The following is a 25,739-nucleotide window of genomic DNA, read 5'->3' on the forward strand; positions in this document are numbered from 1 at the left end:
ATTCAGGAGTGGTTAATATGTTTACAGGCATTGTGCAGGGCACCGGCAAAGTCGTCGCCATTGATGAAAAACCGAACTTTCGTACCCACGTTGTGGAGTTGCCGGAGGCGCTCCTGCCGGGGCTTGAGACCGGGGCTTCGGTTGCGCACAACGGCTGCTGCCTGACGGTGACGGAAATAAACGGCAACCGCATCAGCTTCGACTTAATGAAAGAAACGCTGCGTATCACTAACCTGGGCGATTTACAGGAAGGCGACGTAGTGAACATTGAGCGAGCCGCAAAATTCAGCGATGAAATCGGCGGTCATTTAATGTCCGGGCATATTATGACCACGGCGGAAGTCGCGAAAATCCTGACCTCGGAAAATAACCGGCAGATCTGGTTTAAATTACAGGACCCGACGCTGATGAAGTATATTCTGCACAAAGGTTTTATCGGCGTGGATGGCATTAGTCTGACGGTAGGCGAGGTTACGCCGACGCGTTTTTGCGTCTATTTAATTCCTGAAACGCTGCAGCGCACGACGTTAGGGGCGAAAAAACTGGGGCAGCGCGTGAATATTGAAATCGACCCGCAAACGCAGGCGGTCGTGGATACGGTCGAGCGCGTATTAGCAAGCCGCGAAGCGGCAGCCGCAGCGCTGGCAGTTAACGAAGAACCTAAATAAGTAAAATCTTAATAAAAATAAACCCCGGGACTGCCGGGGTTTATTTTTAGCGGGGGACACGCAATCCGTTTTCAATGCCGCGGCTGAAGACCACCTGCCAGAGTTGAATATCCCGGGCGCGGAATGCGCCAGCGCAGGCGTTCAGATAATAAACGAACATCCGTTTAAAGCGCTCGGAATAGTTATCAGCGATTTCCGGCCAGGCATTCAGAAAGCGTTCATGCCAGGCCATCAGGGTCTTATCGTAATCCGCGCCGAAATTATGCCAGTCTTCCATCACGAAATGGCGCTCGCTGGCGTCGGCGATTTGCCGCACGGAAGGCAGACAGCCGTTCGGGAAGATATATTTATCGATCCACGGGTCGACATTGTTATCGGTTTTACGCGAACCAATAGTATGCAGCAGGAAAATACCGTCCGGCTTGAGATTGCGGTCGGCCACTTCAAAATAGGTAGCGTAATTTTTCGGGCCGACATGTTCAAACATCCCGACAGAGACAATGCGGTCAAAGGCATCGTTCAGGTCGCGATAATCCTGCAGCAGGATCGTCACGTCCAGCCCCTGGCAGCGCTCCTGCGCCATTTTCTGCTGTTCAGCGGAAATGGTGACGCCCACCACGGAAACGCCGTAATTGCGCGCCGCAAACTCCGCCAGCCCGCCCCAGCCGCAGCCGATATCCAGTAAACGCATGCCAGGCTGCAATTGCAGCTTGTCGCAAATCAGCTTCAGCTTATTATTCTGGGCGTCGAGGAGATTCTCCGCTTCTTTCCAGTAGCCGCAGGAATACTGCATGTGCGGGTCGAGCATGCGGGTAAAGAGATCGTTGCCAAGGTCGTAGTGCTCTTTGCCGACAATCCAGGCGCGTTTTTTTGATTGCAGATTAACAAGGCGGGCGCCAAGAATGCGCAGCGTATCTTTGAAATGGTGGGGCAGCTGTTTTTCCAGCCCGGCGCGCAGCACTTTGGTAAAAAACTGGTCGAGTCTTTCGCACTCCCACCAGCCATCCATGTAGCTTTCGCCAAGACCCAGCGAGCCCTCCTGCAAAACACGTTTAAAGAAATTGGGGTTTTTAACCTGTATATCAGAGGGGGCGGGGCCGTTAATGGTTATGCCGGCCCGGTTGAGCATTTCGCTTGCAATGCGATACCACTCATTGTCCCGGATGCTGACTTCTTCTATACACGATGAACTCATAGCTTCTCCATCACCTGTGTGATCAGAACCTTCAAACAGCGTAGTCGCAATTTGAGGCTGGTGAGAAATCTCACGGACTAATCCGCGTGCCTGATATCCGACGTAGAACAGAGGAAGGGAGGATACCCTTGCCAGAAAAGCCTTCCATAGCAAAACGGGAGCGCTCCGGCTCCCGTTACTGCATAATATTTATGAGATTTATTGCAAAGCCGCGAATCAGTATAGGCGGCAAATTCTGATGATTCAACCGAATATTGTTAGCAACCTAATTACATAAATATGACATTATCGATGCCGTTATGATGCGTGCGGCGAAGACTGCGCGGGTTGCCGCTCAGTTTCTACCACCTTCAGGCCCCGCATTTTATAGCCCCAGCCCACCAGCAGCACCGTCCCTAACATCACGCTGGTGGTGGAAAACAGCGGCGCGGCGACCAGCCAGGAAACCAGCAGACTGGCGATAAAACAGAGCCCCAGTTGCAGCGTATTCTGCAACGCCGCCGCACGCCCGGTAGCCTGTGGGAACGGCTGCAGCGCCGCCGCCACGACAATCGGATAGATAGCGCCATTCGCCATCGCCATCAGACAGAAGGGAATGAGCAGCATCGTCAGGGTCGCGTTTTCATACAACCCCACAGCCCAGGTTGCAGCCACGCTCAGGGCAAACGCTATCAGCAGCCAGGGCAGCAGTTGCGCGCCCGGCAAGCGTTGCAGCGCAGCGCGACAGCCGTAGCCGCCGATAAGAAAAGCAATCGTCTGCGGCACATAACTTAAGCCAATTACAGCAGGGCTGTAGCCCATTTCACTAAGAATAAAGGGTGAACCGGTGAGCCAGGCGAAAAAGCTGGCGGAGCAGGCGGCGTAAATAAGCACGTTGCCGCGATAAGCGGATGAGCGCAGCAGGGTGCCAAAGCGGATTTTTTCCGCCTGCGGTTCAGCCGCGGGTTTAACACGCGGCTGCAGGCGCAGCGCCGGCAACATCAGCAGCAGCGTCACGGCGAACAGTACGATGAAAATGGCCCGCCATTCGAAATGGTTCAGCAGCCAACTGCCCAGCAGCGGCGCCAGAGCCGGAGAAAGCCCCACCAGCGGCATAATCGTCGCGAAAATACGGTTAACGCGGTGCGCCGGGTAGTAATCCGTCACCAGCGCCTGCCAGATAACCGCGGCGGCGCACACGCCTACCGCCTGCACGAAGCGCAACGCCAGCAGCGCCGCCGCGTTTTCCACCCACAGCATACCTATGCAGCCGACGGCGAAAATCGCGAGGCCCGTCAGCAGAACGGGACGGCGACCAAAGCGGTCTGAAAGCGGTCCCCAGATCAGCTGCGCCACGGCGAAACCCGCCAGAAACAGGCTCAGGGAGGCGCTGATCGCCGCCGCCTGCGTTTGCAGATCCTGCTGAATAGCGGCGAAAGCGGGCAGATACATATCGGTCGCCAGAAAGCCGAGCACGCTAAGCCCGGCCAGCCAGACAAGAAAAATTTTCGAGGGTTGCATAGGTTCCTCTTATGACGCTTTAACGAAGACCGCGAGTGTAAAGAGTGCAGCCTGCAATGTGAAACGCTAATATTTGGCGATTGCGTTCAAAAATTTTGCAGGCATAACATGTGGTCCGAATATTCTCTGGAAGTGGTTGATGCGGTTGCCCGCAGCGGAAGTTTCAGCGCGGCGGCCCAGGAGTTGCACCGCGTACCCTCAGCCGTCAGCTATACGGTGCGACAACTGGAGGAATGGCTGGCGGTGCCGCTCTTTGAACGTCGCCATCGTGACGTAGTGCTCACGCCCGCCGGCGCCTGGTTTTTAAAAGAAGGGCGTTCTGTTATCAAAAAAATGATGATCACGCGTCAACAGTGCCAGCAAATAGCCAACGGCTGGCGCGGGCAGCTTTCTATCGCTGTCGATAACATTGTCCGCCCCGAACGCACCCGCCAGCTGGTGCTGGATTTCTATCGGCATTTTAACGATGTCGAACTGAAAATTTCTCAGGAGGTTTTCAATGGCGTCTGGGACGCGCTGGCGGATGAACGTGTGGAGGTGGCGATTGGCGCGACGCAGGCGATTCCGGTAGGCGGCCGCTATGCATTTAGGGATATGGGCATGTTGAGCTGGCATTGCGTGGTGGCAAGCCAGCACCCTCTTGCGCAACAGAACGCGCCGCTTAGTGACGACCAGCTGCGCGAATGGCCCTCGCTGGTGCTGGAGGATACGTCGCGTTCGCTGCCCAAGCGCATTACCTGGCTGCTGGATAACCAGCGTCGGGTGATTGTGCCGGACTGGCCTTCAGCGGCGGATTGCCTGAGCGCGGGTTTGTGCGTCGGCATGGTGCCGTCGCATTTCGCGCGCCCGTGGCTTAAACGCGGCGAGTGGCGGGCGCTGATGCTGGAAAACCCGTTCCCGGACGCCGCCTGTTGCCTGACGTGGCGGCAAAACGACGCCTCTCCGGCGTTGCAGTGGCTGTTGGATTATTTAGGCGACAGTGAGACGTTGAACCGGGAGTGGTTGCGGGAGCCGGATTAACCGGCCCCCGGCAGGATTAGCGGCGATAGTCGCGGAAGGGACCGTCCGCCACGGAGCGGCGCTCAATCAGACGCGGATGGACTTCAATGGTCTGCGACTCTTCACGCTTGTTGACAATACGGTCCAGCAGCATGTTGAACGCCGTCTGGCCGAGAGTCTCTTTCGGCTGATGAATAGTGGTCAGCGCCGGGCTGAAATAACGGGCGTTGCGCACGTTGTCATAGCCGATAATAGAAATATCGTGCGGTACGCGCAGCCCCATCTCGTCGGCGGCGCAAATCGCGCCCATCGCCATGATATCGCCGCCGCAAAAGACTGCGGTGGGGCGATGCGGCTGCGAAAGCATCTGCTGCATGGCGCGGTAGCCCGATTCCGGCTCGAAGTCGCCCTGGACAATCCAGTTTTCCGGCATTGAGATCATCGCTTCCTTCAGCGCCTTCATAAAGCCTGCCAGGCGGCCCGCGCCGGTGTTGCGCTCAAGCGGCCCCGGGATAACGCCAATTTCGCGATGACCGCGTTCGATTAAATAGCGCCCGGCGATATATCCGCCCTGGAAAGCGTTATCGATTACCGAGTCGGTGAAATCCGCTTTTGCCTCGCCCCAGTCCATCACCACCATAGGAATGTGACGGTACTCTTCCAGCATGCTGAGCAGCGACTGCGGGTATTCGGAGCACATTACCAGCAGGCCGTCGACGCGTTTTTGCGCCATCATCGACAGGTAAGCGCGCTGTTTTTCCAGGTTGTTATGAGCGTTGCCAAGAATCAGCGTGTAACCCTTGGCGAAACAGCTGTTTTCCACCGCTTCGATGATCTCTGCGAAATAGGGCGCCTCGCTGCTGGTCGCAAGCAGACCGATGGATTTGGTGTGGTTAACCTTAAGACTGCGCGCCACGGCGCTCGGCGAGTAGTGCAGTTCTTTAATTGCCGCCCATACCGCGTTGCGCGTCTCTTCCGCGACAAAACGGGTTTTGTTAATTACATGTGATACAGTTGTAGTGGAAACGTTTGCTCGCTTCGCGACGTCTTTAATTGTTGCCATTAGTTGTCACTCCAGACCATGCCCTAACTTCCTGAAAAAACGCTGGTTAAACGTTTGCCTACGCTACCCCCTTGCGGCAACGAAAACGTTGCATCAGGCCGGGAAAAGCCAGTTCGGCTGGAAGGAGAGGGGGGTAATGGCCGGTACATAATAAATTAGCCGAGAATTTTGGCCGATCTTGCGCAAAAGGGGAAGAGGGAAAACGCATATCAGACTAAATCAAAGAGGATTTTTGCGTTGGACTATGTAAAAATGAAGCGCACCCGCTTTTTGTAGGGTTAAAAAGGAGAACAAATGAGTACCGAACTGAAATTTTCGCTGGTCACCACCGTCGTTGTGCTGGGTCTGATTGTGGCTTCGGCGCTGACGGCGGTAATGCACTGATTCGCTTGTCGGGAGAGGGGTTAACTTTCCCTCTCCTCATCATTTTTCCTTATAAATCCCCACGTTGTCCTTTCTTTTATTGCCCGTTCGGGTAATCATTAGCAAATAACAAAAAAGCTACACCCTTAACAAAATCGCAAATATCTTTTGCGATTCTTGTGACTTCTGTCCCAAAGCTATATCTGACATGCTGATTGGCATTCCGTTCTTGTCAGTTGCGCAACCGCCGCTGACGCTCTCTCGTTTTGTCTGGAGTTTTGCATGAGAGTTAATTTTCCTTTACTGGCGCTGGCGATTGGCGCTTTTGGTATCGGCACCACCGAGTTCTCGCCAATGGGGTTGCTGCCGGTTATCGCGAAAGGCGTTGATGTGTCTATACCCGCCGCTGGCATGTTGATTAGCGCCTATGCGATAGGGGTGATGGTTGGCGCGCCGCTGATGACGCTGCTGCTATCGCACCGCTCGCGCCGCAACGCGCTTATCTTCCTGATGGCGATTTTTACCGTCGGCAACGTCCTCTCGGCCATTTCGCCGGATTACGGCACGCTGCTGGCGTCGCGCATCCTCACCAGCCTCAACCATGGCGCTTTCTTTGGGCTGGGGTCCGTCGTGGCGGCAAGCGTGGTGCCGAAACATAAGCAAGCGAGCGCGGTAGCAACCATGTTTATGGGACTGACTATCGCCAACATCGGCGGCGTGCCAGCGGCGACCTGGCTTGGCGAAGTTATCGGCTGGCGCATGTCATTCCTGGCGACCGCCGGGCTGGGCGTCGTCTCTATGATAAGCCTCTTTTTCTCCTTGCCGAAAGGCAGCGCGGGCGAACGCCCCGATGTGAAGAGCGAACTGGCCGTGCTGATGCGCCCGCAGGTGGTCAGCGCGTTGCTGACGACGGTGCTCGGCGCTGGCGCGATGTTTACGCTTTATACCTATATTGCGCCAGTGCTGCATAAAGTGACTGACGCTACGCCTGCATTTATTACCGGCATGCTGGTGCTGATTGGCGTAGGCTTCTCAATTGGCAACTACCTTGGCGGGCGTCTGGCGGATCGTTCGGTCAACGGCACGCTTAAAGGCTTCCTGCTGCTGCTGATTGTGATTATGGCCGCTATCCCGCTGCTGGCGCGCAGCGAGGTGGGCGCGGCGGTGAGCATGGTTATCTGGGGTGCGGCGACCTTTGCCGTGGTGCCGCCGTTGCAGATGCGCGTAATGCGCGTGGCGAGCGAAGCGCCGGGCCTTTCTTCTTCGGTGAACATCGGCGCGTTCAACCTCGGCAACGCGCTGGGGGCGGCGGCAGGCGGCGCGGTTATCCAGGCGGGTCTTGGCTACAGCTTTGTACCGGTAATGGGGGCGATTATCGCCGCGCTGGGGCTGCTGCTGGTCCTCTTTTCCTCACGGCGCAATGCTGAAAAAGCCTTCGCGGCGGAATAAATAAAAAAGGGAAGCGCAGGCTTCCCTTTTTTTTGTTTAAAATTCAGCGGATGGTGCGCGGCGTCATCACCCGACGCGCGCCAACATAGTGACGCTGCCAGTAATCTTCGCTCAGTGAAGTTATCTGAATATCCCGACCGCTGCGCGGAGACTGGATAAACTTGCCGTTGCCGACATAAACGCCCACGTGATCGGCGGTGCCGCGCCCCTGAGTGCGGAAGAAGACCAGATCGCCGCTCTCCAGCTCGCCTCGGTCAACCGGGGCGGCGTCGCGCAGGTGGTACATCTCATTCGCGGTGCGCGGAATGCGGAATTTCACCAAATCCTTATAGGCGTAGTAGATGAGCCCGCTGCAATCAAAGCCGGTGCGCGGCGAGGTACCGCCCCAGCGATAAGGCTTGCCTATCTGGCCCATTAGCTTAGTCAGCGCCGTTTTTTGCGCTTTCTGCACGCGAAGCTTATGCGCTGCGGCGATGGTGGTCGGCTGGTCCGATTTAACTTTCACACAGCGTTTTTTATGACCTTTGCGTTTGGTGCACTGCTCGGTGTAGGCCAGCGTCTGCGCTTTTTTGCCTTTCAGCGTTAAGTCAGAAGAGGAGATTTTACCGCGCCGGGCGAGTGTTTTACCGGATGCTGACGCTTTGGCTTTTTTGCTGGAAGAAGAGGCGACGCGCTTAGTAGAGGTTTTGCCTGAGGATTTTTGCTTGCTGGTGGTTTTAATCTGGCTGCTTTGCTTCTTAGTTTTAGCGTTATGCGCCTTTTGAATAGCCGACGGACGCGCGTTTTCTGAAGCGTGCGTTAACGGACTCAGTGTCAGACTGGTAAAAAATAGAGCACAGAGCGTGATGGTGATTTTATTAATCCGCGCCACTGAGCATTCCCCTGATGATGGCGGCAATCGTGCCCGCGTATGATTTTTTAAAAACCAGCCGATTCTAATCTAAAAAAATGACAAAAGTTAATAGCCATTTGCCGTCATCGATACGTTTCGTTATCAAGCGCAAAAAAAATGTGCATTTTTCCGCTTTCCCGCGTCGCGTTGTCGGTATGTAAAGCGAGCTGTCGGCAAAGATAGTATGCCGATCGGCGACATAAAAGTGTTATTCTTAATGAATGTTTAACCCCGGCTACGGGCGTGGCGGTCAGCGCAAAATCTGCGCCCGGCCGTTACAATGAAAAGCTCCTGCCGTTAAGAAGCTTGAGGAAGCAAGACAATGAGCACAACCCTTGAAAAAATTCAGCGCCAGATCGCCCAAAACCCCATCCTGCTTTATATGAAAGGTTCGCCGAAGCTGCCAAGCTGTGGCTTCTCCGCCCAGGCCGTGCAGGCGCTTTCCGCCTGCGGCGAGCGCTTCGCTTACGTGGATATTCTGCAAAACCCGGATATCCGCGCCGAGCTGCCGAAATACGCTAACTGGCCGACCTTCCCGCAGCTGTGGGTGGATGGCGAACTGGTCGGCGGTTGCGATATCGTTATCGAAATGTATCAGCGCGGCGAGCTGCAGCAGCTCATTAAAGAAACCGCGGCGAAGTACAAATCTGAAACGCCGGATGCTGAATAAGCCCGATGTAATAAAAAAGCGACCCACCGGGTCGCTTTTTTTATGGCGTGTCTTGCGCCGCCGGCAATGGCCACCCGCCGAGTCGCTTCCAGCGGTTAACGATTTCACAAAACAGCAGTGCCGTCTGCTCGGTATCGTAAAGCGCGGAGTGCGCCTGGGTGGCATCGAAGGGAAGGCCCGCCGCGGTGCAGGCTTTCGCCAGCACCGTTTGCCCCAGAGCCAGGCCGCTTAACGCCGCCGTGTCAAAAGTGACAAACGGATGAAAAGGATTGCGCTTCAGGGAAGCGCGCTGCGCTGCCGCCATCATAAAGCTGTGATCGAATGTCGCGTTATGCGCCACCATAATCGCCCGGTTGCAGTCGCTCTCCTTCATCCCCTTGCGCACCATTTTAAAGATAGCGTGCAGCGCGTCATATTCGCTTACGGCGCCGCGCAACGGATTGTGCGGATCGATGCCGTTAAAGGCCAACGCTTCCGGCTGCAAAATAGCGCCTTCAAAGGGCTCGACGTGAAAGTGAAGGGTCTCATCCAGCGAGAGCCAACCCTGTTCGTCCATCTTCAGGGTGACGGCGGCAATTTCCAGCAGCGCATCGGTTTTGGCATTAAATCCGGCAGTCTCCACATCGATGACGACGGGGTAAAAGCCACGAAAACGGTCGCACAGACCTGCAAGTTGCGGGGTATCGGACATCAGGGTCTCATATAATGGGGAGTTAAAGCAGCGCGTATTATGGCAAATTTCGGGACGGGATGCAGCAGGGCGGGCGCGAAGGCCCGCCGGGAAGGATCAGTTGCCGAGGCCGCGACCGGCGTCTTTTTCTTCGATAAGCTCAATCTTGTAGCCGTCCGGATCTTCCACAAACGCAATAACGGTGGAACCGCCTTTAACCGGGCCCGCTTCACGCGTCACGTTACCGCCGTTGTTGCGAATGCGCTCGCAGGCTTGCGCCGCGTTTTCCACGCTAATGGCGATGTGGCCGTAAGCGGTGCCGAGTTCATAGCTCTCCACGCCCCAGTTGTAGGTCAGTTCGATAACCGCTTCTTCGCTCTCCGGGCCATAACCGACAAACGCCAGAGAATATTTATATTCCGGGTTTTCGCTGGTGCGCAGCAGCTTCATGCCCAGCACGTTGGTATAGAAATCGATAGAGCGTTGCAGATCGCCGACGCGCAGCATGGTGTGAAGTAAGCGCATAATATCCTCTTAAATCTATGAAATGTAAGTCGTGGTTTGTTAAATCACTGTTATGAGTATAGCGGCGAAAGAACGCCGCTATCAATGAAGGGATTAAAGCGTTGGGTAATCGATGTAGCCTTCCGCGCCGCCGCCGTAGAAGGATTCAGGGCGCTGCGGGTTGAGTGCTGCTTTTTTGCGCAGGCGTTCGACCAGGTCCGGGTTGGCGATATAGTCGCGACCAAAAGCGACGGCATCAATCCGTCCTTTTTCGATCAGCGCTTCGGCTTTTTCACGGGTATACGCGCCGGCGCCGATAATCGCGCCGTCAAAGCGCTCGCGCACTTTCTGGCGGAACTCATCGCTGTAAGGCGCGCCGCCCGCCCAGTCCGGCTCGGACAGGTGCAGATAGGCGATGCCGCGTTTGTTAAGTTCTTCAATCAGGTAAAGCGCATCCGCTTCTTCATCCGGGCCGTTATCCACATTCTGGAACGTGCCGACAGGCGACAGGCGAATGCCGATGCGATCGGCGCTCCACTCTTTGCTGACCGCGTCGACAACTTCCAGCACCAGACGCGCGCGGTTTTCTACGCTGCCGCCGTACTGGTCGTTACGCTGGTTGGCGCTCGGGGAGAGGAACTGGTGCAGCAGGTAGCCGTGAGCGGAGTGCAGCTCGACCAGATCGAAACCGGCGTCGCGCGCGTTGCCTACCGCCTTGCGGAAATCGTCGACGATGCCCGGAATTTCGTGCGTTTCCAGCGCGCGCGGCGTCGTGGTGTCTACACGGATAGCTTTGCCGTTTTCATCACGCAGAGAAGTACGCGTGCCGGAGTTGATAGCGGACGGAGCCACCGGCGCTTCGCCGCCAGGCTGCAGGCTGCTGTGAGAAATACGGCCGGTGTGCCAGAGCTGCACGGCAATGTGGCCTGCTTTTTCATGTACCGCCGCAGTGATTTTTTTCCACGCCGCAACCTGCTCATCGCTATGCAGACCCGGAGCCCCTGCATAACCTTTCGCCTGAGCGGAAACCTGCGTCGCTTCGCTGATGATAAGACCGGAGCTGGCGCGCTGGCGGTAATACTCCACCATCATCGCGGTAGGAATATCGCCTGGCTCGATGCTGCGCAGACGGGTCAGCGGCGCCATAAAGACGCGGTTCGGAACGGTAACAGCGCCCACTTTAAGCGGGGTAAACAGTTTTTCGGACGGCATAATGTCTCCTGAGTAGACCGGTCGTCTAGTGACAAGGGAAATAAAAAGCGCCTGCCTGAGCGGGCGCTCAAAGAATCTGTTCTACATGTTTTAACGTGCTTTCCAGCGGCACGCCGCTGCGGGAAATCTTGGCCTGCAGGCTGGCGCCAAGCCACAATACATACAGCACCTGCGCCTGCGTTTGCGCATCATTCGCGCCGTTGAGGCTTTTTTCCGCCATGCCGTGCTCAAGGGTCTGCGCGAGAAGCGCGATAACCTGGGCGGCGCCTTTATCCAGCGCGCTGCGCATATCTTCTGATAAATCGCATACTTCTGCCGACAGTTTTACGGTCAGACAGCCGCTAATCGTGCCCTGATGACAGTACTGACGCAGCGTCTCCTGATACCAGTCGAGGATCTTCTCCCGGCAGGTGCGATCCGCGCGGTCGAAATGTTGGCGCAGCCGTTCATGATAATGCGCATAGTGCCGCTCCAGCATCGCTACCCCAAACGCCTCTTTAGAGCGAAAGTAGTGGTAGAACGAGCCCTTCGGCACGCCTGCGGTTTTCAACAGCTCGCTCAGCCCCATGCCGGTAAAACCGCGCTGCAGGCATAGCTGCTCGCCGGTAGCAAGGAGGTGTTCGCGGGTATCAGTATCATGCGTTTTCATGGCCATTACCGTACTAGACCATTCGGTCTAATGCAAGCCTGTCACAGTAACTCAATGGTCCGTTACTGTGACGTTGTCACTTTTCGCGACGCTTATTCAAGGAAGACGCTTGTGCAAAAGCGCACTTTACCCGCTACAGGCTTGCAAGCGTTCAAAAGAGAGGCTTCAATTGTAGCAACTCTGTTAATGAGGAGCCGTTGTGGCCGAGCAGCTAGAGTTTTTCCCCGTTCCCAGCCCTTGTCGGGGTATTTGCCAGAGCGACGAGCGCGGGTTCTGCCGCGGCTGCCTGCGCAGTCGGGATGAGCGTTTTAACTGGCAGAGGATGAGCGATGCGCAAAAGCAGGAAGTACTGCGATTGTGCCGCCAGCGCCTGCTGCGTAAGCTGCGCGCGGCTAAACCCGAGCCGCCCGAAGAACCCCAGCAGCCTTCACTGTTTTAATCGTGCGACTATCGTATACTCCGGCGCAGTGTTTATTTTATCCCGAGGAAAAGAGAGATGGTTCAACGTATTACCCTCGCACCACAGGGGCCGGAGTTCTCCCGCCTGGTGATGGGCTACTGGCGGTTGATGGAATGGAAATTCTCCGCCCGTGAGTTGGTCAGCTTCATTGAAGCGCACCTTGATTCAGGCATCACCACGGTTGATCACGCGGATATTTATGGCGGCTATCAGTGCGAAGCCGCCTTTGGCGAAGCGCTCCGTCTGGCGCCGCACCTGCGCCAACGTATGGAGATCGTGACTAAATGCGGGATAGCCACGACGGCGAAGGAAGAAAACACCCTCGGGCACTATATCACCAGCCGTGAGCATATCCTGCGCAGCGCTGAAACCTCGCTGAAAAACCTGGCCACCGACTCTCTGGACCTGCTGCTTATTCACCGTCCCGACCCGCTGATGGATGCCGACGAAGTGGCGGAAGCTTTCCTCGCGCTGCATCAGAGCGGCAAAGTCCGCCACTTCGGCGTATCAAACTTTACGCCTGCGCAGTTTATGCTGCTGCAATCGCGTCTGCCGTTTACGCTTGCCACCAACCAGGTGGAAATTTCACCGGTCTATCAGCCGCTGCTGCTTGACGGCACGCTGGACCAGCTCCAGCAACTGCGCATTCGTCCGATGGCCTGGTCCTGCCTCGGCGGCGGGCGCCTGTTTAACGACGCCGCCTTCCAGCCGCTGCGTGACGAGCTGCAAAATGTGGCGCAGGAACTGGGCGCGGAAACGATCGAACAGGTGGTTTACGCCTGGGTTATGCGTCTGCCGTCCCAGCCGCTGCCGATAATCGGCTCCGGTAAAATTGAGCGCGTGCGCGCCGCCATTCCGGCGCTTTCGCTGGAAATGACGCGCCAGCAGTGGTTCCGCATCCGTAAAGCGGCGCTGGGTTACGACGTGCCTTAATGCTGAAAAGAGGTTGCCTCCCGGTGAAAACTCCCTCTCTGGTATAGACTTACCAGCGAGAAAACCGATCAGGAGGCAACATGAAGCGTTTTAGTCTGGCAATGTTGGCACTGCTCGCCTGCGGCGCGGCCCAGGCGGCAAGTGAAGAAGTAGAAATGAACCTCGTCACTCCTCAGGGGATTGGTCAGTCCATCGGCACAGTCAAAATCAGCGAAACCGATAACGGGCTGGAGTTTGCCCCAGACCTCAAGGCCTTGCCGCCCGGGGACCATGGCTTTCACATCCACGCCAAAGGCTCTTGCGAACCCGCTATGAAGGAAGGCAAACCTGCGGCGGCAGAAGCGGCGGGGGGCCATTACGATCCGCAAAATACCGGTAAGCATCTTGGGCCTAAAGGTCCGGGCCATTTAGGCGACCTGCCTGCGCTACAGGTTAATAATGACGGCAAGGCGACCGAACCCGTAACCGCGCCGCGCCTTAAATCGCTGGATGAAATAAAAAATAAAGCGCTGATGGTGCATGTGGGCGGCGATAACATGTCCGATCATCCTAAACCCCTGGGCGGTGGCGGCGAACGTTACGCCTGCGGCGTTATCAAGTAAGCCGCGTTGCGCTGTCGCTGGGGTTACCCGGCGGCGGCGCTTGTTCCAGTTGGGATAACGAGCACCACAGCCGCCAGATTAGCTGCGCCAGCCGTCGCGCATCCGGCTGATGATGCTTCGCAAGCACCGTATACACCCGCTCAAGTTCGTTCAGCGCGACCGCCAGCGACCTTTGCTGCACGCCTTTTTCGCTCATCACATCTCTTAACGTTGCGATGCAGTTATCGCGAACGCGTGATAAAGGGTCCGAACGGGCCTCCCAGCCGCGTAATTGCCACGCCACATGCGAGCAGTTAAGCAAAACGACGCCCCAGCGCAGCAGCCAGCGGCGCGCGCTCTCTTCCTTACTGTTGCTAAGCTGACTGATATGGTGATACACCAGCGATTCAAAGCCATTCTCGCTCTGGGCCGGATGGCGGCTTAACTGGTCGATAAAACCGCGCCGCAAAGCGCGGATATGGCGTCGGCCTTTTCGCTGGTCTGAGCCGGGGCGCAGCACCGCAAAAGAGACCCAGCAGAGCGCAACGCCAGTGATTTTCGCCACATTGTCATTAAGAAAATCAGCGAAGTCATAAACGGGCGGATTGGTTACGGCGATAAACGAGCCCATAAATACGATCAGTTGCCCCCATAGCCCGGCAAGCTTCGGCTGTTGCAGCTTCATTAGCTGCATGGTGGTTAACAGCGGCAGCAAAAACAGCAAAAATTGCCACAGGTCGGTTATCTGCACCATCAGGCCAAATTTCACCACAAAGCTAAAAAGAGAAAGCAGCGCCAGCGTGCGCAGCAGCAGCATCAAAGAGTTGTGCGGCGATGGCGAGGCGGAATAGAGCACGCTGCTGATGGCTGCAAGCGTCAGCGCGCCGCTGGCACCGGATTCCCACTGCGTGTTGATGCACCATGCGCCGATAAGCGTAATCACGCAAAAGGTGCGCAACGCGCTCCACAACGCTTCAATATTATCCGCGTGGCGGGCGAAAGCGGGGGCCGCGGGAGGAGAGACGACGCGTTCCGGCGCGTGATCCTCCACTTCATGCAGCCAGCGAGCGCTGTCGAGATATACCCAGCAAAAATGGCGCAGCCGGTGCCAGAAAGCCTGATGGCGAAAATCATCGGCATTGGTGGGGTAACACTGGGCGAGGACCCTCGACACGCTGTATTTACTCGCGCCCGGTCGCGCCAGCGCCTGCAGCAGCGTCTGCAATTGCGGCCAGAGAGACGGCGGGGCGTCAGGCCAGTTCATCAGCAGCCTGCGCAAGCCGGAGATAAGACTGGTAAGTCTTAGCTGCTGGTGCAGCAGATAATTAAGCAACAGGTTATGCCGCCGGAACCGGTAATGGCTCCAGAACGCCTGAATCCGCAACAGGTTAAGCGTGAGGATCTGGCCGATAAGCCCTTCATGGGCGGTGCGAATGTTATCCGTCGTCTCCTGCTGCCAGAGGAGGCTGGCGTGCTCCAGCAACCGCGTCTGCATAGTTTTCAGCGCCGTCAGCAGCGTCGTGCCATCGGAGTTGCCGGGCAACAGCATCATCATAAAGCCGCCGCACAAAATACCGACGATAACCTCACAAACGCGGGCCTGAGCGATATCCCACAGTTGCGTTGTTTCTACCGTATTGACCAGCGGAAAGGCGATGATAGCCGCGGTATAGCCCGCAAGTTGAAAGGCGTAGGCGGCGTTGTTAAGAAACTGGCTGGCGGCCCAGGTACAGAACGCAAGCCAGGCTGCCATGGCGAGGGTAAAAAACCAGGGGTCGTTCAGCGTGTGCCCGGCAATCATAAGTGAAGCGGCGGCGCCCAGCAGGCTGCCTGCGATACGCCCGAGGCTTTTGCTTATCACACTGCCGACGGTTGGGAAACTGACTACAGCGGCGGAAGTCATCGCCCAGTAAGGCTCATCAAGTTCAAGAGCGTAAGCGATAGTGAGCGCCAGACACATCGCAATGCTGTTGCGCAGCGCATAGCGCCATTGGCCGGGGTTGGCTTTCCCCCAGGGCGTATTTCGCAAGGCAAGCCAGTCGGGCTTCATGGCGCTACGGTCCGAGGGAAACGGTGCAGGTGGTGCCGGAAACCAGCGTCAGTTCGTTTGGCACGGGATCGAGCGCAATACGCACGGGCACCCGCTGCGCCAGTCGGACCCAGGGCACGTTGGGTTTGATATCCGCGACCAGCCCGCTGTCGCTCTCCACGCTCTGGTCGTAAATGGCGCGCCCGATGCTGTCCACCTTGCCGGTTAACTGCTGATGGCCGCTGTAGAGCGTTACGCGAGCAGGAATACCGGGTCGAATATGACGAAGCTTGGTCTCTTCGAAGTAGCCCACCACATAGAATGAGCGGCTGTCGACCAGCGCGAAAACCGGCTGCCCGGCGGTGGCGTAGTTGCCTGCGCGACTTGAGAGATTAGTAACCCAGCCGTCCACCGGCGCTTTTACGGTTGTTTGAGAAAGCTGCCAGTTCGCCTGTTCAAGCGCCGCCTGCGCCGCTTTCAGGTCCGCTTTTGCCGCCTCGAGGCTTGCCTGCGCGGCCTCGACGCTGATATTCGCGGTATCGAGATCTTCGGCAGAAATATAATTGCGTGGCAGATGGCGACGGCGGTTCGCCTCGTTATTGGCTTTCGCCACCTCTGAATGCGCTTTCGCAACGTCTGAACTGGCGCGGGCAATTTGGGCCTGCGCGTTCAAAACAGAAATACGGTACGGCGTTTCGTCTATAGTAAAAAGCACGCTGCCTGCTTTTACCCACTGATTATCCCGCACCGCAAGGCGCGTCAGCGTGCCGGAAACTTGCGGCGTAATATTAACCTGCTCCGCACGAACCTTACCGTCTCGCGTCCAGGGCGACTGCATGTAATAAGTCCACAGTAGCCAACCGGCCGTCAGCGCGGCGGCAAAGACAATTAACGTTGAGAAGTATTTAAACGTTTTCAGGCGCATGGCTTACCACACTAGCAGGATCAGCAGCCCAAGGCTGACGGAAAGGGTAAAAAGCGATAAGTCCATTAACGTGGGGTGCCAGATTTCCCCGGAATACATCCAGTCGCGCAGGAGGTGATGAAGCGCGAGCCAGATGAAAAAGCCGATAATGACCGCTTTGAAAAGGGGAGGAAAATAGACGGATGCGCCTGCGACTAAATCCTGGAGGGGCATGCCTGATGCGAGAAAAGACCACGACACGGTTGATAATCCTTTGAGCAGCGATTCGGGGTGGCGGCTTCGTTCATCTGATATAGATTGATTATAATTGCCGCTGCGATAGTCGCAAAAGTAAGACATTTGTTTTAGTTAAATAAATGCTGCACACTAGTCTAAAATCAGTACAATAACTTAGCAAGCTAATTATAAGGAGATGAAATTGGAATCGCCATTAGGTTCTGATCTGGCACGGTTAGTGCGCATCTGGCGTGCTCTGATTGACCATCGCCTCAAACCTCTGGAACTCACGCAAACGCACTGGGTCACGCTGCATAACATTCATGAGCTGCCGCCTGACCAGTCGCAAATACAGCTCGCCAAAGCGATCGGCATTGAGCAGCCATCGCTGGTGCGCACACTCGATCAGCTTGAAGAAAAGGGACTGATCTCCCGTCACACCTGCGCAAGCGACAGGCGAGCAAAACGTATCAAGCTGACGGAAAAAGCGCGACCTATCATCACGGAGATGGAAGATGTGATCCGTAAAACGCGCGGTGAAATTCTCTCCGGCATCAGTGAGGCGGAACTCAACACGCTGTTGAACCTGATTGCGCGTCTGGAGAAGAATATCAACGAACTTCAGGAGAGAGGATAGTTTCTCGGTTTGCGGTTAATGCGTAAAAAAGCGACCTGCATGCAGGTCGCTTTTATTTTAGCGGGGAGAGACCGTAACCTGGCTGCCGTTGCTGGCCAGGACAACACGCTGACCGGCAGAGAAGCGGGTATTGCCCTGTTTCTGCACAACCATAATGGTGTTGCCGTCGTCTTTACGGATTTCCAGTTCAACGCCCTGGGTTTTGTTCACCGCTCCCTGGACGCCCTGGCCTGCAACGCCGCCTGCTACTGCGCCTGCTGCGGTGGCGAGCGAACGCCCGGAGCCGCCGCCGACGGTATTGCCGAGGAAGCCGCCCAGCACCGCGCCGCCAAGCGCGCCGATGACGTTGTTCTCATCGCCGCCCTGAATTTTCACCGGACGCACGTTAACGATGGTGCCATAGCTGACATTCTGCACCTGCTTGGCTTCAGATGCGGTATAAACGTCTCCTGAAAGGCTATCATTATTAACACAACCCGCCAGCGTTAAGCCCACCAGCGAGACCACCAGCACACGTGAAATCATGCAAATCTCCTGTTTACAAACAATGCTCCGATGAGCATCCATGATAGTTAAATTATATGGCATTAAACGGCCACGTTTCATATTGTTCATGCATTCCCATGTAAAAATAGTAAAAGTACCCGGTTTAACGCAGGGTAAACGCCTTTTAAACTGCATCGCGTTTTTATTGCGTCATTCAGGTGAATAATTACTATTAACGCAGCAAATTGCCTGACTCCGGGTCGGGCAACCCGTCAACCTTTAAGGAAAGCCTATGAAATCGGGGCGCTATATTGGCGTGATGTCTGGCACCAGCCTGGACGGAGTGGATGTGGTGCTGGCGGCGATCGACGAACGCATGGTCGCCCAGCAGGCGAGCCTGACCTGGCCTATCCCGCTCGCGCTTAAGCAGGATATTCTCGCCATCTGTCAGGGCCAGACGCTGACGCTTTCGCAACTGGGACAGCTTGATACGCGCCTGGGCAGACTGTTCGCCGACGCGGTACAGGCGTTAATGACGCAGGAAAGGCTGAAGCCTGAAGAGGTCATGGCTATCGGCTGCCATGGCCAAACCGTCTGGCATGAACCGGGCGGCGACGCGCCGCATACGTTGCAAATTGGCGATAATAATCAGATTGTGGCGCGCACCGGCGTAACCGTGGTGGGCGATTTTCGTCGCCGCGACATCGCGCTGGGTGGGCAGGGCGCGCCGCTGGTGCCCGCCTTTCACCACGCGCTGCTGGCGCATCCTGTCGAGCGGCGCATGGTGCTGAATATTGGCGGTATCGCCAATCTCTCGCTGCTTTTTCCCGAGCAACCCGTGCGCGGTTATGACACCGGTCCCGGCAATATGCTGATGGACGCCTGGATCTGGCGCCAGCGTGGGCAGGCTTATGATAAAGACGCCCAGTGGGCAAGCAGTGGCAAAGTGATAATTCCGCTGCTTCAGCATATGCTCAGCGATCCTTACTTCGCGCAGCCTGCGCCCAAGAGCACCGGACGTGAATACTTCAACTACGGCTGGCTTGAACGGCAGTTGACGCACTTCCCGGGCCTGGCGGCGCAGGATGTGCAGGCAACGCTTGCGGAATTAACGGCTACTACCATCGCTGAGCAAGTGCTGTTAAGCGGTGGTGGGGAAAGGCTGCTGGTGTGCGGCGGCGGCGGGCGAAACCCGCTGCTGATGAACCGACTGGCCGGACTGCTGCCAGGCATTGAGGTTGCGACCACCGATGAGATGGGCATCAGCGGCGATGATATGGAAGCGCTGGCTTTCGCCTGGCTTGCTTTTCGCACGCTTTCCGGATTGCCAGGCAACCTGCCGTCGGTGACCGGCGCTTCGCAGGCAAGCGTGCTGGGCGCCATTTTCCCCGCAAACCCGCTTCAGAATCGGATTTAGCCGACTCACCCCATGGGGTGAAGCCGATAGACTGCCTTTGAAACAGGATGAATACCGCTTCCCTAAGTAAAAGAAAGTCATCAGGATAGCCCCATGAAAAAACTGCTTGTTGTTTTACTTCCCTCGCTTCTTGCCGGCTGTAGTTATTACAACAATCTGGTTGAGCGTATGCACACGGATAAGCTTGAATACCAGTGCGATGAAAAACCGCTGACCGTTTCGCTCAATAACACTCGCCAGGAAGTGAGCTTTATCTATAACGACAAATCATTGCGCCTTAAGCAGGGGCTCTCCGCCTCTGGCGCGCGTTATACCGACGGCATTTACGTTTTCTGGTCGAAGGGCGATACGGCTGACGTTTACGAAAAAGATCGCGTTGTGCTGCATAATTGCCAGTTGCAAAATCCCAGGCGTTGAGATTTAACCGGGTGGAGCGCACAATAGCTCTACCCAACGATTACGTTTAGTAACGCCATGTCTGATAACGATTCTCTGCAAAAGATTGCGCATCTGCGCCGTGAATACACCAAAGGCGGGTTGCGCCGCCGCGACCTCGCCGACCAACCGCTTCCTCTGTTTGAACGCTGGCTTGCCCAGGCCTGCGAAGCGCAGCTTGCCGACCCGACCGCCATGGTGGTCGCCACCGTAGATGAAACCGGCCAACCTTACCAGCGCATCGTCCTGCTTAAGCATTACGACGAAAAAGGCATGGTTTTTTACACCAACCTTGGCAGTCGTAAAGCGCATCATATTGAACACAACCCGCGCGTGAGCCTGCTGTTTCCCTGGCATATGCTGGAGCGACAGGTGATGGTTATCGGAAAAGCAGAGCGTCTCTCTACGCTTGACGTGATGAAGTATTTCCACAGCCGCCCCCGCGACAGCCAGATTGGCGCCTGGGTTTCCAAACAGTCGAGCCGCATTTCCGCGCGCGGCGTGCTGGAGAGTAAGTTTCTTGAACTCAAACAGAAATTCCAGCAGGGAGAGATCCCGCTGCCGAGTTTCTGGGGTGGTTTTCGCGTCTCTATTGAACAGATGGAATTCTGGCAGGGCGGAGAACACCGCCTGCATGACCGCTTTTTATACCAGCGCGAAGGCGCGGGCTGGAAAATCGATCGTCTCGCCCCCTGAGTGAGGGATTTTCTTGTGCGAAGCGCTGGCGCAACCGGGCACAGCGCTTTATTCTATGCCTCCCTGAATTTTAAACGTATTCGCCAGCGGGCGAAAAGCCGTGTACCGGCAAAGGTGCAGTCGTAAACAGATGGAGAAATTGATGGCAAGCAGCAATTTGATCAAGCAATTGCAGGAGCGGGGCCTTGTGGCTCAGGTAACGGATGAAGAAGCATTAGCGCAGCGTTTGGCGCAGGGGCCAATCGCCCTTTATTGCGGCTTCGATCCTACCGCTGACAGCTTGCATCTGGGCCATCTGGTTCCCCTGTTGTGCCTTAAGCGCTTTCAGATGGCCGGCCATAAGCCGGTCGCGCTGGTGGGCGGCGCAACCGGACTTATCGGCGATCCAAGCTTCAAAGCCACTGAACGTAAACTGAATACCGAGGATACGGTGCAGGAATGGGTGGAGAAAATCCGCCGTCAGGTTGCGCCTTTCCTTGACTTCGATTGTGGCGAAAACTCTGCCATCGCGGCTAACAACTATGACTGGTTCGGCAACATGAACGTGTTGACGTTCCTGCGTGACATCGGCAAACACTTCTCTGTTAACCAGATGATTAACAAAGAAGCGGTGAAGCAGCGCCTGAATCGTGATGATGTGGGCATCTCCTTTACCGAGTTCTCCTACAACCTGCTGCAGGGTTACGATTTCGCCTGCCTGAACAAGCTGCACGGCGTGACGCTGCAAATCGGCGGCTCCGACCAGTGGGGCAACATCACCTCCGGTATTGACCTGACCCGACGTCTGCACCAGAACCAGGTCTTTGGCCTCACCGTACCGCTGATAACCAAATCAGACGGCACCAAGTTCGGTAAAACCGAAGGCGGCGCGGTGTGGCTCGATCCGAAGAAAACCAGCCCGTACAAATTCTACCAGTTCTGGATCAACACGGCGGACGCCGACGTTTACCGCTTCCTGAAGTTCTTCACCTTTATGAGCATTGAAGAGATCAACGCGCTGGAAGAGGAAGATAAGAACAGCGGTAAAGCGCCGCGCGCCCAGTATGTGCTGGCGGAAGAGGTGACGCGTCTGGTGCATGGCGAAGAGGGGCTGGTGGCGGCGAAACGCATCACCGCAAGCCTGTTCAACGGCACCCTGAGCGACCTGAGCGAGGCGGATTTCGAACAGCTCGCCCAGGACGGCGTACCGATGGTTGAAATGGAAAAAGGGGCGGATCTCCAGCAGGCGCTGGTCGATTCCGAGCTGCAGCCCTCCCGCGGCCAGGCGCGTAAAACCATCGCCTCGAACGCCATCACCATCAACGGTGAAAAACAGTCAGACCCGGAATATACCTTCAGCGATGCCGACCGCCTGTTCGGGCGCTATACGCTGCTGCGCCGCGGTAAAAAGAATTACTGCCTCGTCTGCTGGAAATAATATTCAGCAAGTAAGGGCGTGGGAAACCACGCCCTTTATTTTTCGCTATCACCTGCAATTCATCCGGAAGCAACATGAAAAACATCCTCGCCATCCAGTCTCACGTGGTGTTTGGTCACGCCGGCAACAGTGCGGCTGAATTTCCCATGCGACGTCTCGGCGCCAACGTCTGGCCGCTGAATACCGTTCAGTTTTCCAATCACACGCAGTATGGGCAATGGACAGGCTCGGTGATGCCACCGGCCCACCTGACCGATATCGTGCAGGGCATCGCCGCCATCGGCCAACTGCAGCGCTGCGATGCGGTGCTGAGCGGTTATCTGGGGTCAGCCGAGCAGGGCGAGCATATTCTTGGCATTGTGCGCGAGGTGAAAAAGGCCAATCCGCAGGCGCTCTACTTTTGCGATCCGGTCATGGGGCACCCTGAAAAAGGCTGCATCGTCGCGCCAGGCGTAGCCGAATTCCATGCCCGTTACGCGCTCCCGGCGAGCGATATTATCGCGCCGAACTTAATCGAACTGGAGTTGCTGAGCGGCCACGCAGTGAATACGGTAGAAGAAGCGGTGACAACGTCACGTGAACTCATCGCGCTGGGTCCGAAGATTGTGCTGGTGAAACATCTGGCGCGGGCGGGCTACCATAAAGATCGCTTTGAAATGCTGCTGGTGACAAAGGATGAAGCCTGGCACATCAGCCGCCCGCTGGTGGATTTCGGTGAGCGTCAGCCCGTCGGCGTAGGCGATGTCACAAGCGGTCTGTTGCTAGTGAAACTGCTGCAGGGCGCGAGCCTTCGCGACGCGCTGGAGCACGTGACGGCTGCCGTTTACGAGGTGATGGTGACAACGAAGCGCATGGGCGAGTATGAGCTGCAGGTGGTTGCGGCGCAGGATGGCATCGCCAAACCGGAGCACTACTTTACCGCCGTCGCGCTGTAAAAGCTAAACCGCTCTCCCGCTAAAGGAGAGCGGCACCATCAAAGCCCTTCTGCCGCCAGCGCGGCCGCGACAGCCGGACGTGCCTGCATACGCGCCAGGTACTGCTCAATATTATCCAGCCCGTCAAAATTCAGCTTCACCGCTTTTCCCCAGCGCAGCACGGTAAAGAGATAAGCATCCGCAACGCTAAAACGCAGCCCCATCAGCCACTGCTTATCCGTCAGCTCTTCATTGACATACTGTAGCTTCTTCTCTAACTGGCCGCGCACGGTCTGCTTGTACTCCTCTGGCGTGTCCGGGCGAAAGAGCGGAGAAAAGCCTTTGTGCAGCTCGGTGGCGATGTAGTTAAGCCATTCCAGCGTGTGGTAGCGCGTCATGCTGCCTGCCGGGGCCAGCAACTGGCGGTCCGGCACTTTATCCGCCAGATACTGCACAATCGCCACGCCTTCTGTCAGCATCGAGCCGTCATCAAGCTGTAGCGCCGGTACTTGCCCCTTAGGGTTGATGGCGAAAAAATCATCTCCGCTTTCGGTTTTTTTCGCCGCCAGGTCTACTTTCACCAGCGTAAAATCGAGACCCGATTCGCGTAAAACAATGTGGGGTGAAAGGGAACAGGCACCTGCTTTGTAAAACAGCTTCATGAGTCGCTCCTCGTTAGCGATGAATTATCACAGTATGGTAGTGCCCGGCGGGGCAAAAAAAAAGCCGCTAACCCAAAGGTTAGCGGCTGAATAAGGTTTCGTGATGAGAATTACGCCGTTGCGGTTTCGGAAGCTTTCGCCGCTTTGTCGTCATCCTGCGTCATGCGGTTCAGTTTCGGCGCGGTCAGCAGCATCAGTACGGCGATAACGCCCGTTGCGATGCCAATCTGCATGAAGACGCGGCCATAAACCTCCAGCGACATCAGCGGGTCGGTAACATTTTCCGGCACCGCCATCAGGTTGGCTACCTTACCGGCAATGATTGCCGCGCCAGCGGTGGTCAGGAACCAGCTGCCCATGATGAAGCCCATCAGGCGCTGCGGCACCAGCTGTGCGACCATCGCGAGACCCAGACCCGAGATCATCAGCTCACCGATGCTCTGCAGGGCATAGCTCAGGATAAGCCAGTTCACCGAGACGATACCCGCGTCGCTGGCAAACTTCGCGCCCAGCGGCAGCACAAGGAACGCGCCGGAGCACAGCACCATACCGATAGCGAATTTATGCGGCATCGGCAGACGGTCGCCCATTTTGTTATAGATAGCGGCCAGAATAGGGCTGCCTACCATTATCCAGAATGGGTTCAACGCCTGATACTGTTCCGGCTCGAAGGCGATACCCAGAATAGCGTGTTCAACGTTACGGATCGCGAAGAAGTTCAGCGAGGTTGGCATCTGGCTGTAAAGCACGAAAAACACAACCGCTTCCAGCATCAGGATAAACGCGACGATCATTTTACGACGCGCTGCGCCGTGCATGGCGAACGCCTCTTTACCGAAGATAATCACGATGCCCAGCGCGATAACGCCCAGCGCAATGCGAGCGATTCCCTGGTTATGCAGCAGCCAGGTGGCGATGGCTACCAGCACTACCACGCCCGCAATGGTGGCGATAAGCTTGCCGAAGTGCAGCGGCTGGAAGTCCGGCTTTGAGCCATACTCTTTCACCCAGTGACGGCAGAAGGCGAAGTTGATAATGGTTATCACCATACCGACCACGCTCAGCGCGAAAGCCACGCTCCAGCCAAACTTCGCCGCCAGCCACGGTGTGGCCAGCATAGAGAAGAAGGAGCCGATGTTAATCGCCATGTAATACATGGTGAAAGCGCCGTCGAGACGCGGGTCATCCTTCGAATAGCAGGTAGAGAGCAGCGAAGACGGGTTGGCTTTAAACAGGCCGTTACCTACCGCGATAGTTGCCATCCCCATATAGACGATAGCGGCGTCATGACCAGACCAGGCCACCAACGCATAACCAATCGCCAGCACCGTTGCGCCAAGGAAAATGACGCGTTTAGTGCCGAGCACTTTATCGCCGAGCCAGCCGCCGATGGCGACCAGGCCGTAAACCAGTGCGCTAAAAGAGGAGAACAGAGTGATGGAATCCGCTTCGGACATACCCAGTTGTTTCACCAGGTAGACGGCCATGATCCCTTGCAGGCCGTAGTAACCAAAACGCTCCCACAATTCGATAGAGAAAATGAGATAGAACGATTTCGGTTGTTTGAAAGCGTTAATGCTCACGCTTTCTGCTGGTTTATTGTTTGCAGTCGACACATATACCTCTTTTTTTACGCCCCGTATTAACGGGAGTCTTAGCGGCGCATTGCCTGTGCGGCATGCCCTTTATTTTTATTAGGGTGAGAAACGGCGGGTAATGTTCACTATCCTGGCCTGTCAGGCAATACCTTTGTAATAATCCGTTACATTTATCTCGGCCAGGATATTACCCACGAAAACAAAACCTGAGTCAGCGTTAAATTTTTTGTTAACCTCAATATCAAATATTTTATCTGATTTAAGCCGCCGTCAAAGGTTTAAAGGTTATATGTTCTGCTGATTTGCCCGCGTACCAGTGATTGCGACCTGATAGAGGCAAATATACCGACAGATGTGCGGCAAAAAAGCGTGTCAGCGCAGGCTATACGCGGCATTTTGCAGCGCTTTCACAACAGAAAATTAACATGATGTTATTGATGTGATTTCTGTCACAAAGTTATAGAAATTTCCTGTCGAAAAAAAACGTTTAACCTGGGAA

The 25,739-nt window shown here is 56.0% G+C and carries 28 protein-coding genes; 14 read left to right on the forward strand and 14 right to left on the reverse strand.

Translation table 11 applies throughout. The features are described 5' to 3' along the window. Positions 1-17: 17 nt before the first annotated feature. Positions 18-668 carry a riboflavin synthase gene (locus IEX01_RS05225; protein ID WP_024557690.1) on the forward strand — a complete coding sequence of 217 codons (651 nt, stop codon included), beginning with the start codon at positions 18-20 and terminating at the stop codon, positions 666-668. Positions 669-714: 46 nt separating this feature from the next. On the opposite strand, the gene cfa is transcribed toward IEX01_RS05225, so the two are convergent. After that, entirely contained in the window at positions 715-1,863 is a 1,149-nt protein-coding gene (cfa, locus tag IEX01_RS05230) for a cyclopropane fatty acyl phospholipid synthase (protein ID WP_024557689.1), read from the reverse strand. Between the two features lie 297 nt (positions 1,864-2,160). After that, positions 2,161-3,363 carry a purine nucleoside transporter PunC gene (gene punC, locus IEX01_RS05235; RefSeq protein WP_188723372.1) on the reverse strand — a complete coding sequence of 401 codons (1,203 nt, stop codon included), beginning with the start codon at positions 3,361-3,363 and terminating at the stop codon, positions 2,161-2,163. Between the two features lie 108 nt (positions 3,364-3,471). Here punC and punR point away from each other — a divergent pair, with 108 nt between their 5' ends. Continuing rightward, positions 3,472-4,383, forward strand: coding sequence for a DNA-binding transcriptional activator PunR (gene punR, locus IEX01_RS05240; RefSeq protein WP_024557687.1), 912 nt, complete (start codon positions 3,472-3,474; stop codon positions 4,381-4,383). Between the two features lie 16 nt (positions 4,384-4,399). On the opposite strand, the gene purR is transcribed toward punR, so the two are convergent. After that, the gene (gene purR, locus IEX01_RS05245) at positions 4,400-5,425 is read right to left on the reverse strand and encodes an HTH-type transcriptional repressor PurR (protein ID WP_024557686.1); all 1,026 of its coding nucleotides are present in this window, start codon (positions 5,423-5,425) and stop codon (positions 4,400-4,402) included. A gap of 294 nt (positions 5,426-5,719) precedes the next feature. Between purR and cydH the strand changes: the two genes are divergently transcribed. Together cydH and IEX01_RS05255 are read left to right on the forward strand one after the other, a co-directional pair. Beyond that, complete coding sequence (gene cydH / locus IEX01_RS05250) at positions 5,720-5,809, forward strand: cytochrome bd-I oxidase subunit CydH (RefSeq protein ID WP_034881826.1); 90 nt, start codon at positions 5,720-5,722, stop codon at positions 5,807-5,809. Positions 5,810-6,070: 261 nt separating this feature from the next. Then, positions 6,071-7,237 carry an MFS transporter gene (locus IEX01_RS05255; RefSeq protein WP_024557685.1) on the forward strand — a complete coding sequence of 389 codons (1,167 nt, stop codon included), beginning with the start codon at positions 6,071-6,073 and terminating at the stop codon, positions 7,235-7,237. Positions 7,238-7,280: 43 nt separating this feature from the next. Here the strand turns inward: IEX01_RS05255 and IEX01_RS05260 are convergent, their stop codons facing one another. After that, positions 7,281-8,108, reverse strand: a complete 828-nt coding sequence (locus tag IEX01_RS05260; protein ID WP_024560111.1) for a C40 family peptidase — start codon at positions 8,106-8,108, stop codon at positions 7,281-7,283. Between the two features lie 343 nt (positions 8,109-8,451). Between IEX01_RS05260 and grxD the strand changes: the two genes are divergently transcribed. Next, on the forward strand, positions 8,452-8,799 hold the full coding sequence (gene grxD / locus IEX01_RS05265; RefSeq protein WP_188723373.1) for a monothiol glutaredoxin 4: 348 nt from the start codon (positions 8,452-8,454) through the stop codon (positions 8,797-8,799). 40 nt (positions 8,800-8,839) lie between these two features. On the opposite strand, the gene rnt is transcribed toward grxD, so the two are convergent. The 4 genes from rnt to IEX01_RS05285 all read right to left on the reverse strand — a co-directional run bounded on the left by rnt (position 8,840) and on the right by IEX01_RS05285 (position 11,834). After that, on the reverse strand, positions 8,840-9,490 hold the full coding sequence (gene rnt / locus IEX01_RS05270; protein WP_024557682.1) for a ribonuclease T: 651 nt from the start codon (positions 9,488-9,490) through the stop codon (positions 8,840-8,842). 96 nt (positions 9,491-9,586) lie between these two features. Beyond that, positions 9,587-9,994, reverse strand: coding sequence for a lactoylglutathione lyase (gene gloA, locus IEX01_RS05275; protein ID WP_024557681.1), 408 nt, complete (start codon positions 9,992-9,994; stop codon positions 9,587-9,589). 93 nt (positions 9,995-10,087) lie between these two features. Then, positions 10,088-11,185 (reverse strand): alkene reductase, encoded by a 1,098-nt coding sequence (locus IEX01_RS05280; protein WP_188723374.1) that lies wholly within the window; start codon positions 11,183-11,185, stop codon positions 10,088-10,090. A 67-nt stretch (positions 11,186-11,252) separates the two neighbouring features. Further along, positions 11,253-11,834: a TetR/AcrR family transcriptional regulator gene (locus IEX01_RS05285; RefSeq protein WP_373289658.1), complete on the reverse strand. Its 582-nt coding sequence runs from the start codon at positions 11,832-11,834 to the stop codon at positions 11,253-11,255. Positions 11,835-12,033: 199 nt separating this feature from the next. Here IEX01_RS05285 and IEX01_RS05290 point away from each other — a divergent pair, with 199 nt between their 5' ends. The 3 genes from IEX01_RS05290 to sodC all read left to right on the forward strand — a co-directional run bounded on the left by IEX01_RS05290 (position 12,034) and on the right by sodC (position 13,829). After that, positions 12,034-12,273, forward strand: a complete 240-nt coding sequence (locus IEX01_RS05290) for a DUF1289 domain-containing protein (protein WP_188723375.1) — start codon at positions 12,034-12,036, stop codon at positions 12,271-12,273. 57 nt (positions 12,274-12,330) lie between these two features. Continuing rightward, a complete protein-coding gene (locus IEX01_RS05295) occupies positions 12,331-13,227 on the forward strand; it encodes an aldo/keto reductase (protein ID WP_024557677.1) in 897 nt (298 codons plus the stop codon). An 80-nt stretch (positions 13,228-13,307) separates the two neighbouring features. After that, complete coding sequence (gene sodC / locus IEX01_RS05300; RefSeq protein WP_024557676.1) at positions 13,308-13,829, forward strand: superoxide dismutase [Cu-Zn] SodC; 522 nt, start codon at positions 13,308-13,310, stop codon at positions 13,827-13,829. Here the strand turns inward: sodC and IEX01_RS05305 are convergent. The 3 genes from IEX01_RS05305 to IEX01_RS05315 are packed head-to-tail and all read right to left on the reverse strand — an operon-like array spanning position 13,822 to position 16,975. Continuing rightward, positions 13,822-15,858, reverse strand: a complete 2,037-nt coding sequence (locus IEX01_RS05305; protein ID WP_024557675.1) for an FUSC family protein — start codon at positions 15,856-15,858, stop codon at positions 13,822-13,824. The genes sodC and IEX01_RS05305 overlap by 8 nt on opposite strands. A 4-nt stretch (positions 15,859-15,862) precedes the next feature. Continuing rightward, positions 15,863-16,762: an efflux RND transporter periplasmic adaptor subunit gene (locus tag IEX01_RS05310; protein ID WP_188723376.1), complete on the reverse strand. Its 900-nt coding sequence runs from the start codon at positions 16,760-16,762 to the stop codon at positions 15,863-15,865. Between the two features lie 3 nt (positions 16,763-16,765). Next, positions 16,766-16,975 carry a DUF1656 domain-containing protein gene (locus tag IEX01_RS05315; protein ID WP_029697080.1) on the reverse strand — a complete coding sequence of 70 codons (210 nt, stop codon included), beginning with the start codon at positions 16,973-16,975 and terminating at the stop codon, positions 16,766-16,768. Between the two features lie 199 nt (positions 16,976-17,174). Here IEX01_RS05315 and slyA point away from each other — a divergent pair, with 199 nt between their 5' ends. Beyond that, entirely contained in the window at positions 17,175-17,615 is a 441-nt protein-coding gene (gene slyA, locus IEX01_RS05320; protein WP_024561720.1) for a transcriptional regulator SlyA, read from the forward strand. 57 nt (positions 17,616-17,672) lie between these two features. Here the strand turns inward: slyA and slyB are convergent, their stop codons facing one another. Further along, positions 17,673-18,140: an outer membrane lipoprotein SlyB gene (slyB, locus tag IEX01_RS05325; RefSeq protein WP_024557671.1), complete on the reverse strand. Its 468-nt coding sequence runs from the start codon at positions 18,138-18,140 to the stop codon at positions 17,673-17,675. Positions 18,141-18,393: 253 nt separating this feature from the next. Between slyB and anmK the strand changes: the two genes are divergently transcribed. From anmK to pdxY, 5 genes are all read left to right on the forward strand, one after another. Next, on the forward strand, positions 18,394-19,518 hold the full coding sequence (gene anmK / locus IEX01_RS05330) for an anhydro-N-acetylmuramic acid kinase (protein ID WP_024557670.1): 1,125 nt from the start codon (positions 18,394-18,396) through the stop codon (positions 19,516-19,518). Between the two features lie 93 nt (positions 19,519-19,611). Then, positions 19,612-19,935, forward strand: a complete 324-nt coding sequence (gene mliC, locus IEX01_RS05335) for a C-type lysozyme inhibitor (RefSeq protein ID WP_024557669.1) — start codon at positions 19,612-19,614, stop codon at positions 19,933-19,935. A 57-nt stretch (positions 19,936-19,992) separates the two neighbouring features. Beyond that, positions 19,993-20,649, forward strand: coding sequence for a pyridoxamine 5'-phosphate oxidase (pdxH, locus tag IEX01_RS05340; protein WP_024557668.1), 657 nt, complete (start codon positions 19,993-19,995; stop codon positions 20,647-20,649). Between the two features lie 142 nt (positions 20,650-20,791). Further along, positions 20,792-22,066, forward strand: a complete 1,275-nt coding sequence (gene tyrS, locus IEX01_RS05345; RefSeq protein WP_188723377.1) for a tyrosine--tRNA ligase — start codon at positions 20,792-20,794, stop codon at positions 22,064-22,066. 74 nt (positions 22,067-22,140) lie between these two features. After that, positions 22,141-23,001 carry a pyridoxal kinase PdxY gene (pdxY, locus tag IEX01_RS05350; RefSeq protein ID WP_024557666.1) on the forward strand — a complete coding sequence of 287 codons (861 nt, stop codon included), beginning with the start codon at positions 22,141-22,143 and terminating at the stop codon, positions 22,999-23,001. Between the two features lie 38 nt (positions 23,002-23,039). On the opposite strand, the gene gstA is transcribed toward pdxY, so the two are convergent. Next, on the reverse strand, positions 23,040-23,642 hold the full coding sequence (gene gstA, locus IEX01_RS05355) for a glutathione transferase GstA (protein ID WP_024557665.1): 603 nt from the start codon (positions 23,640-23,642) through the stop codon (positions 23,040-23,042). Positions 23,643-23,752: 110 nt separating this feature from the next. Further along, entirely contained in the window at positions 23,753-25,258 is a 1,506-nt protein-coding gene (gene dtpA / locus IEX01_RS05360; RefSeq protein ID WP_024557664.1) for a dipeptide/tripeptide permease DtpA, read from the reverse strand. Between the last annotated feature and the right edge of the window lie 481 nt (positions 25,259-25,739).

The organism is Franconibacter daqui, assembly GCF_014644275.1.
Taxonomy (GTDB): Bacteria; Pseudomonadota; Gammaproteobacteria; order Enterobacterales; family Enterobacteriaceae; genus Franconibacter; species Franconibacter pulveris.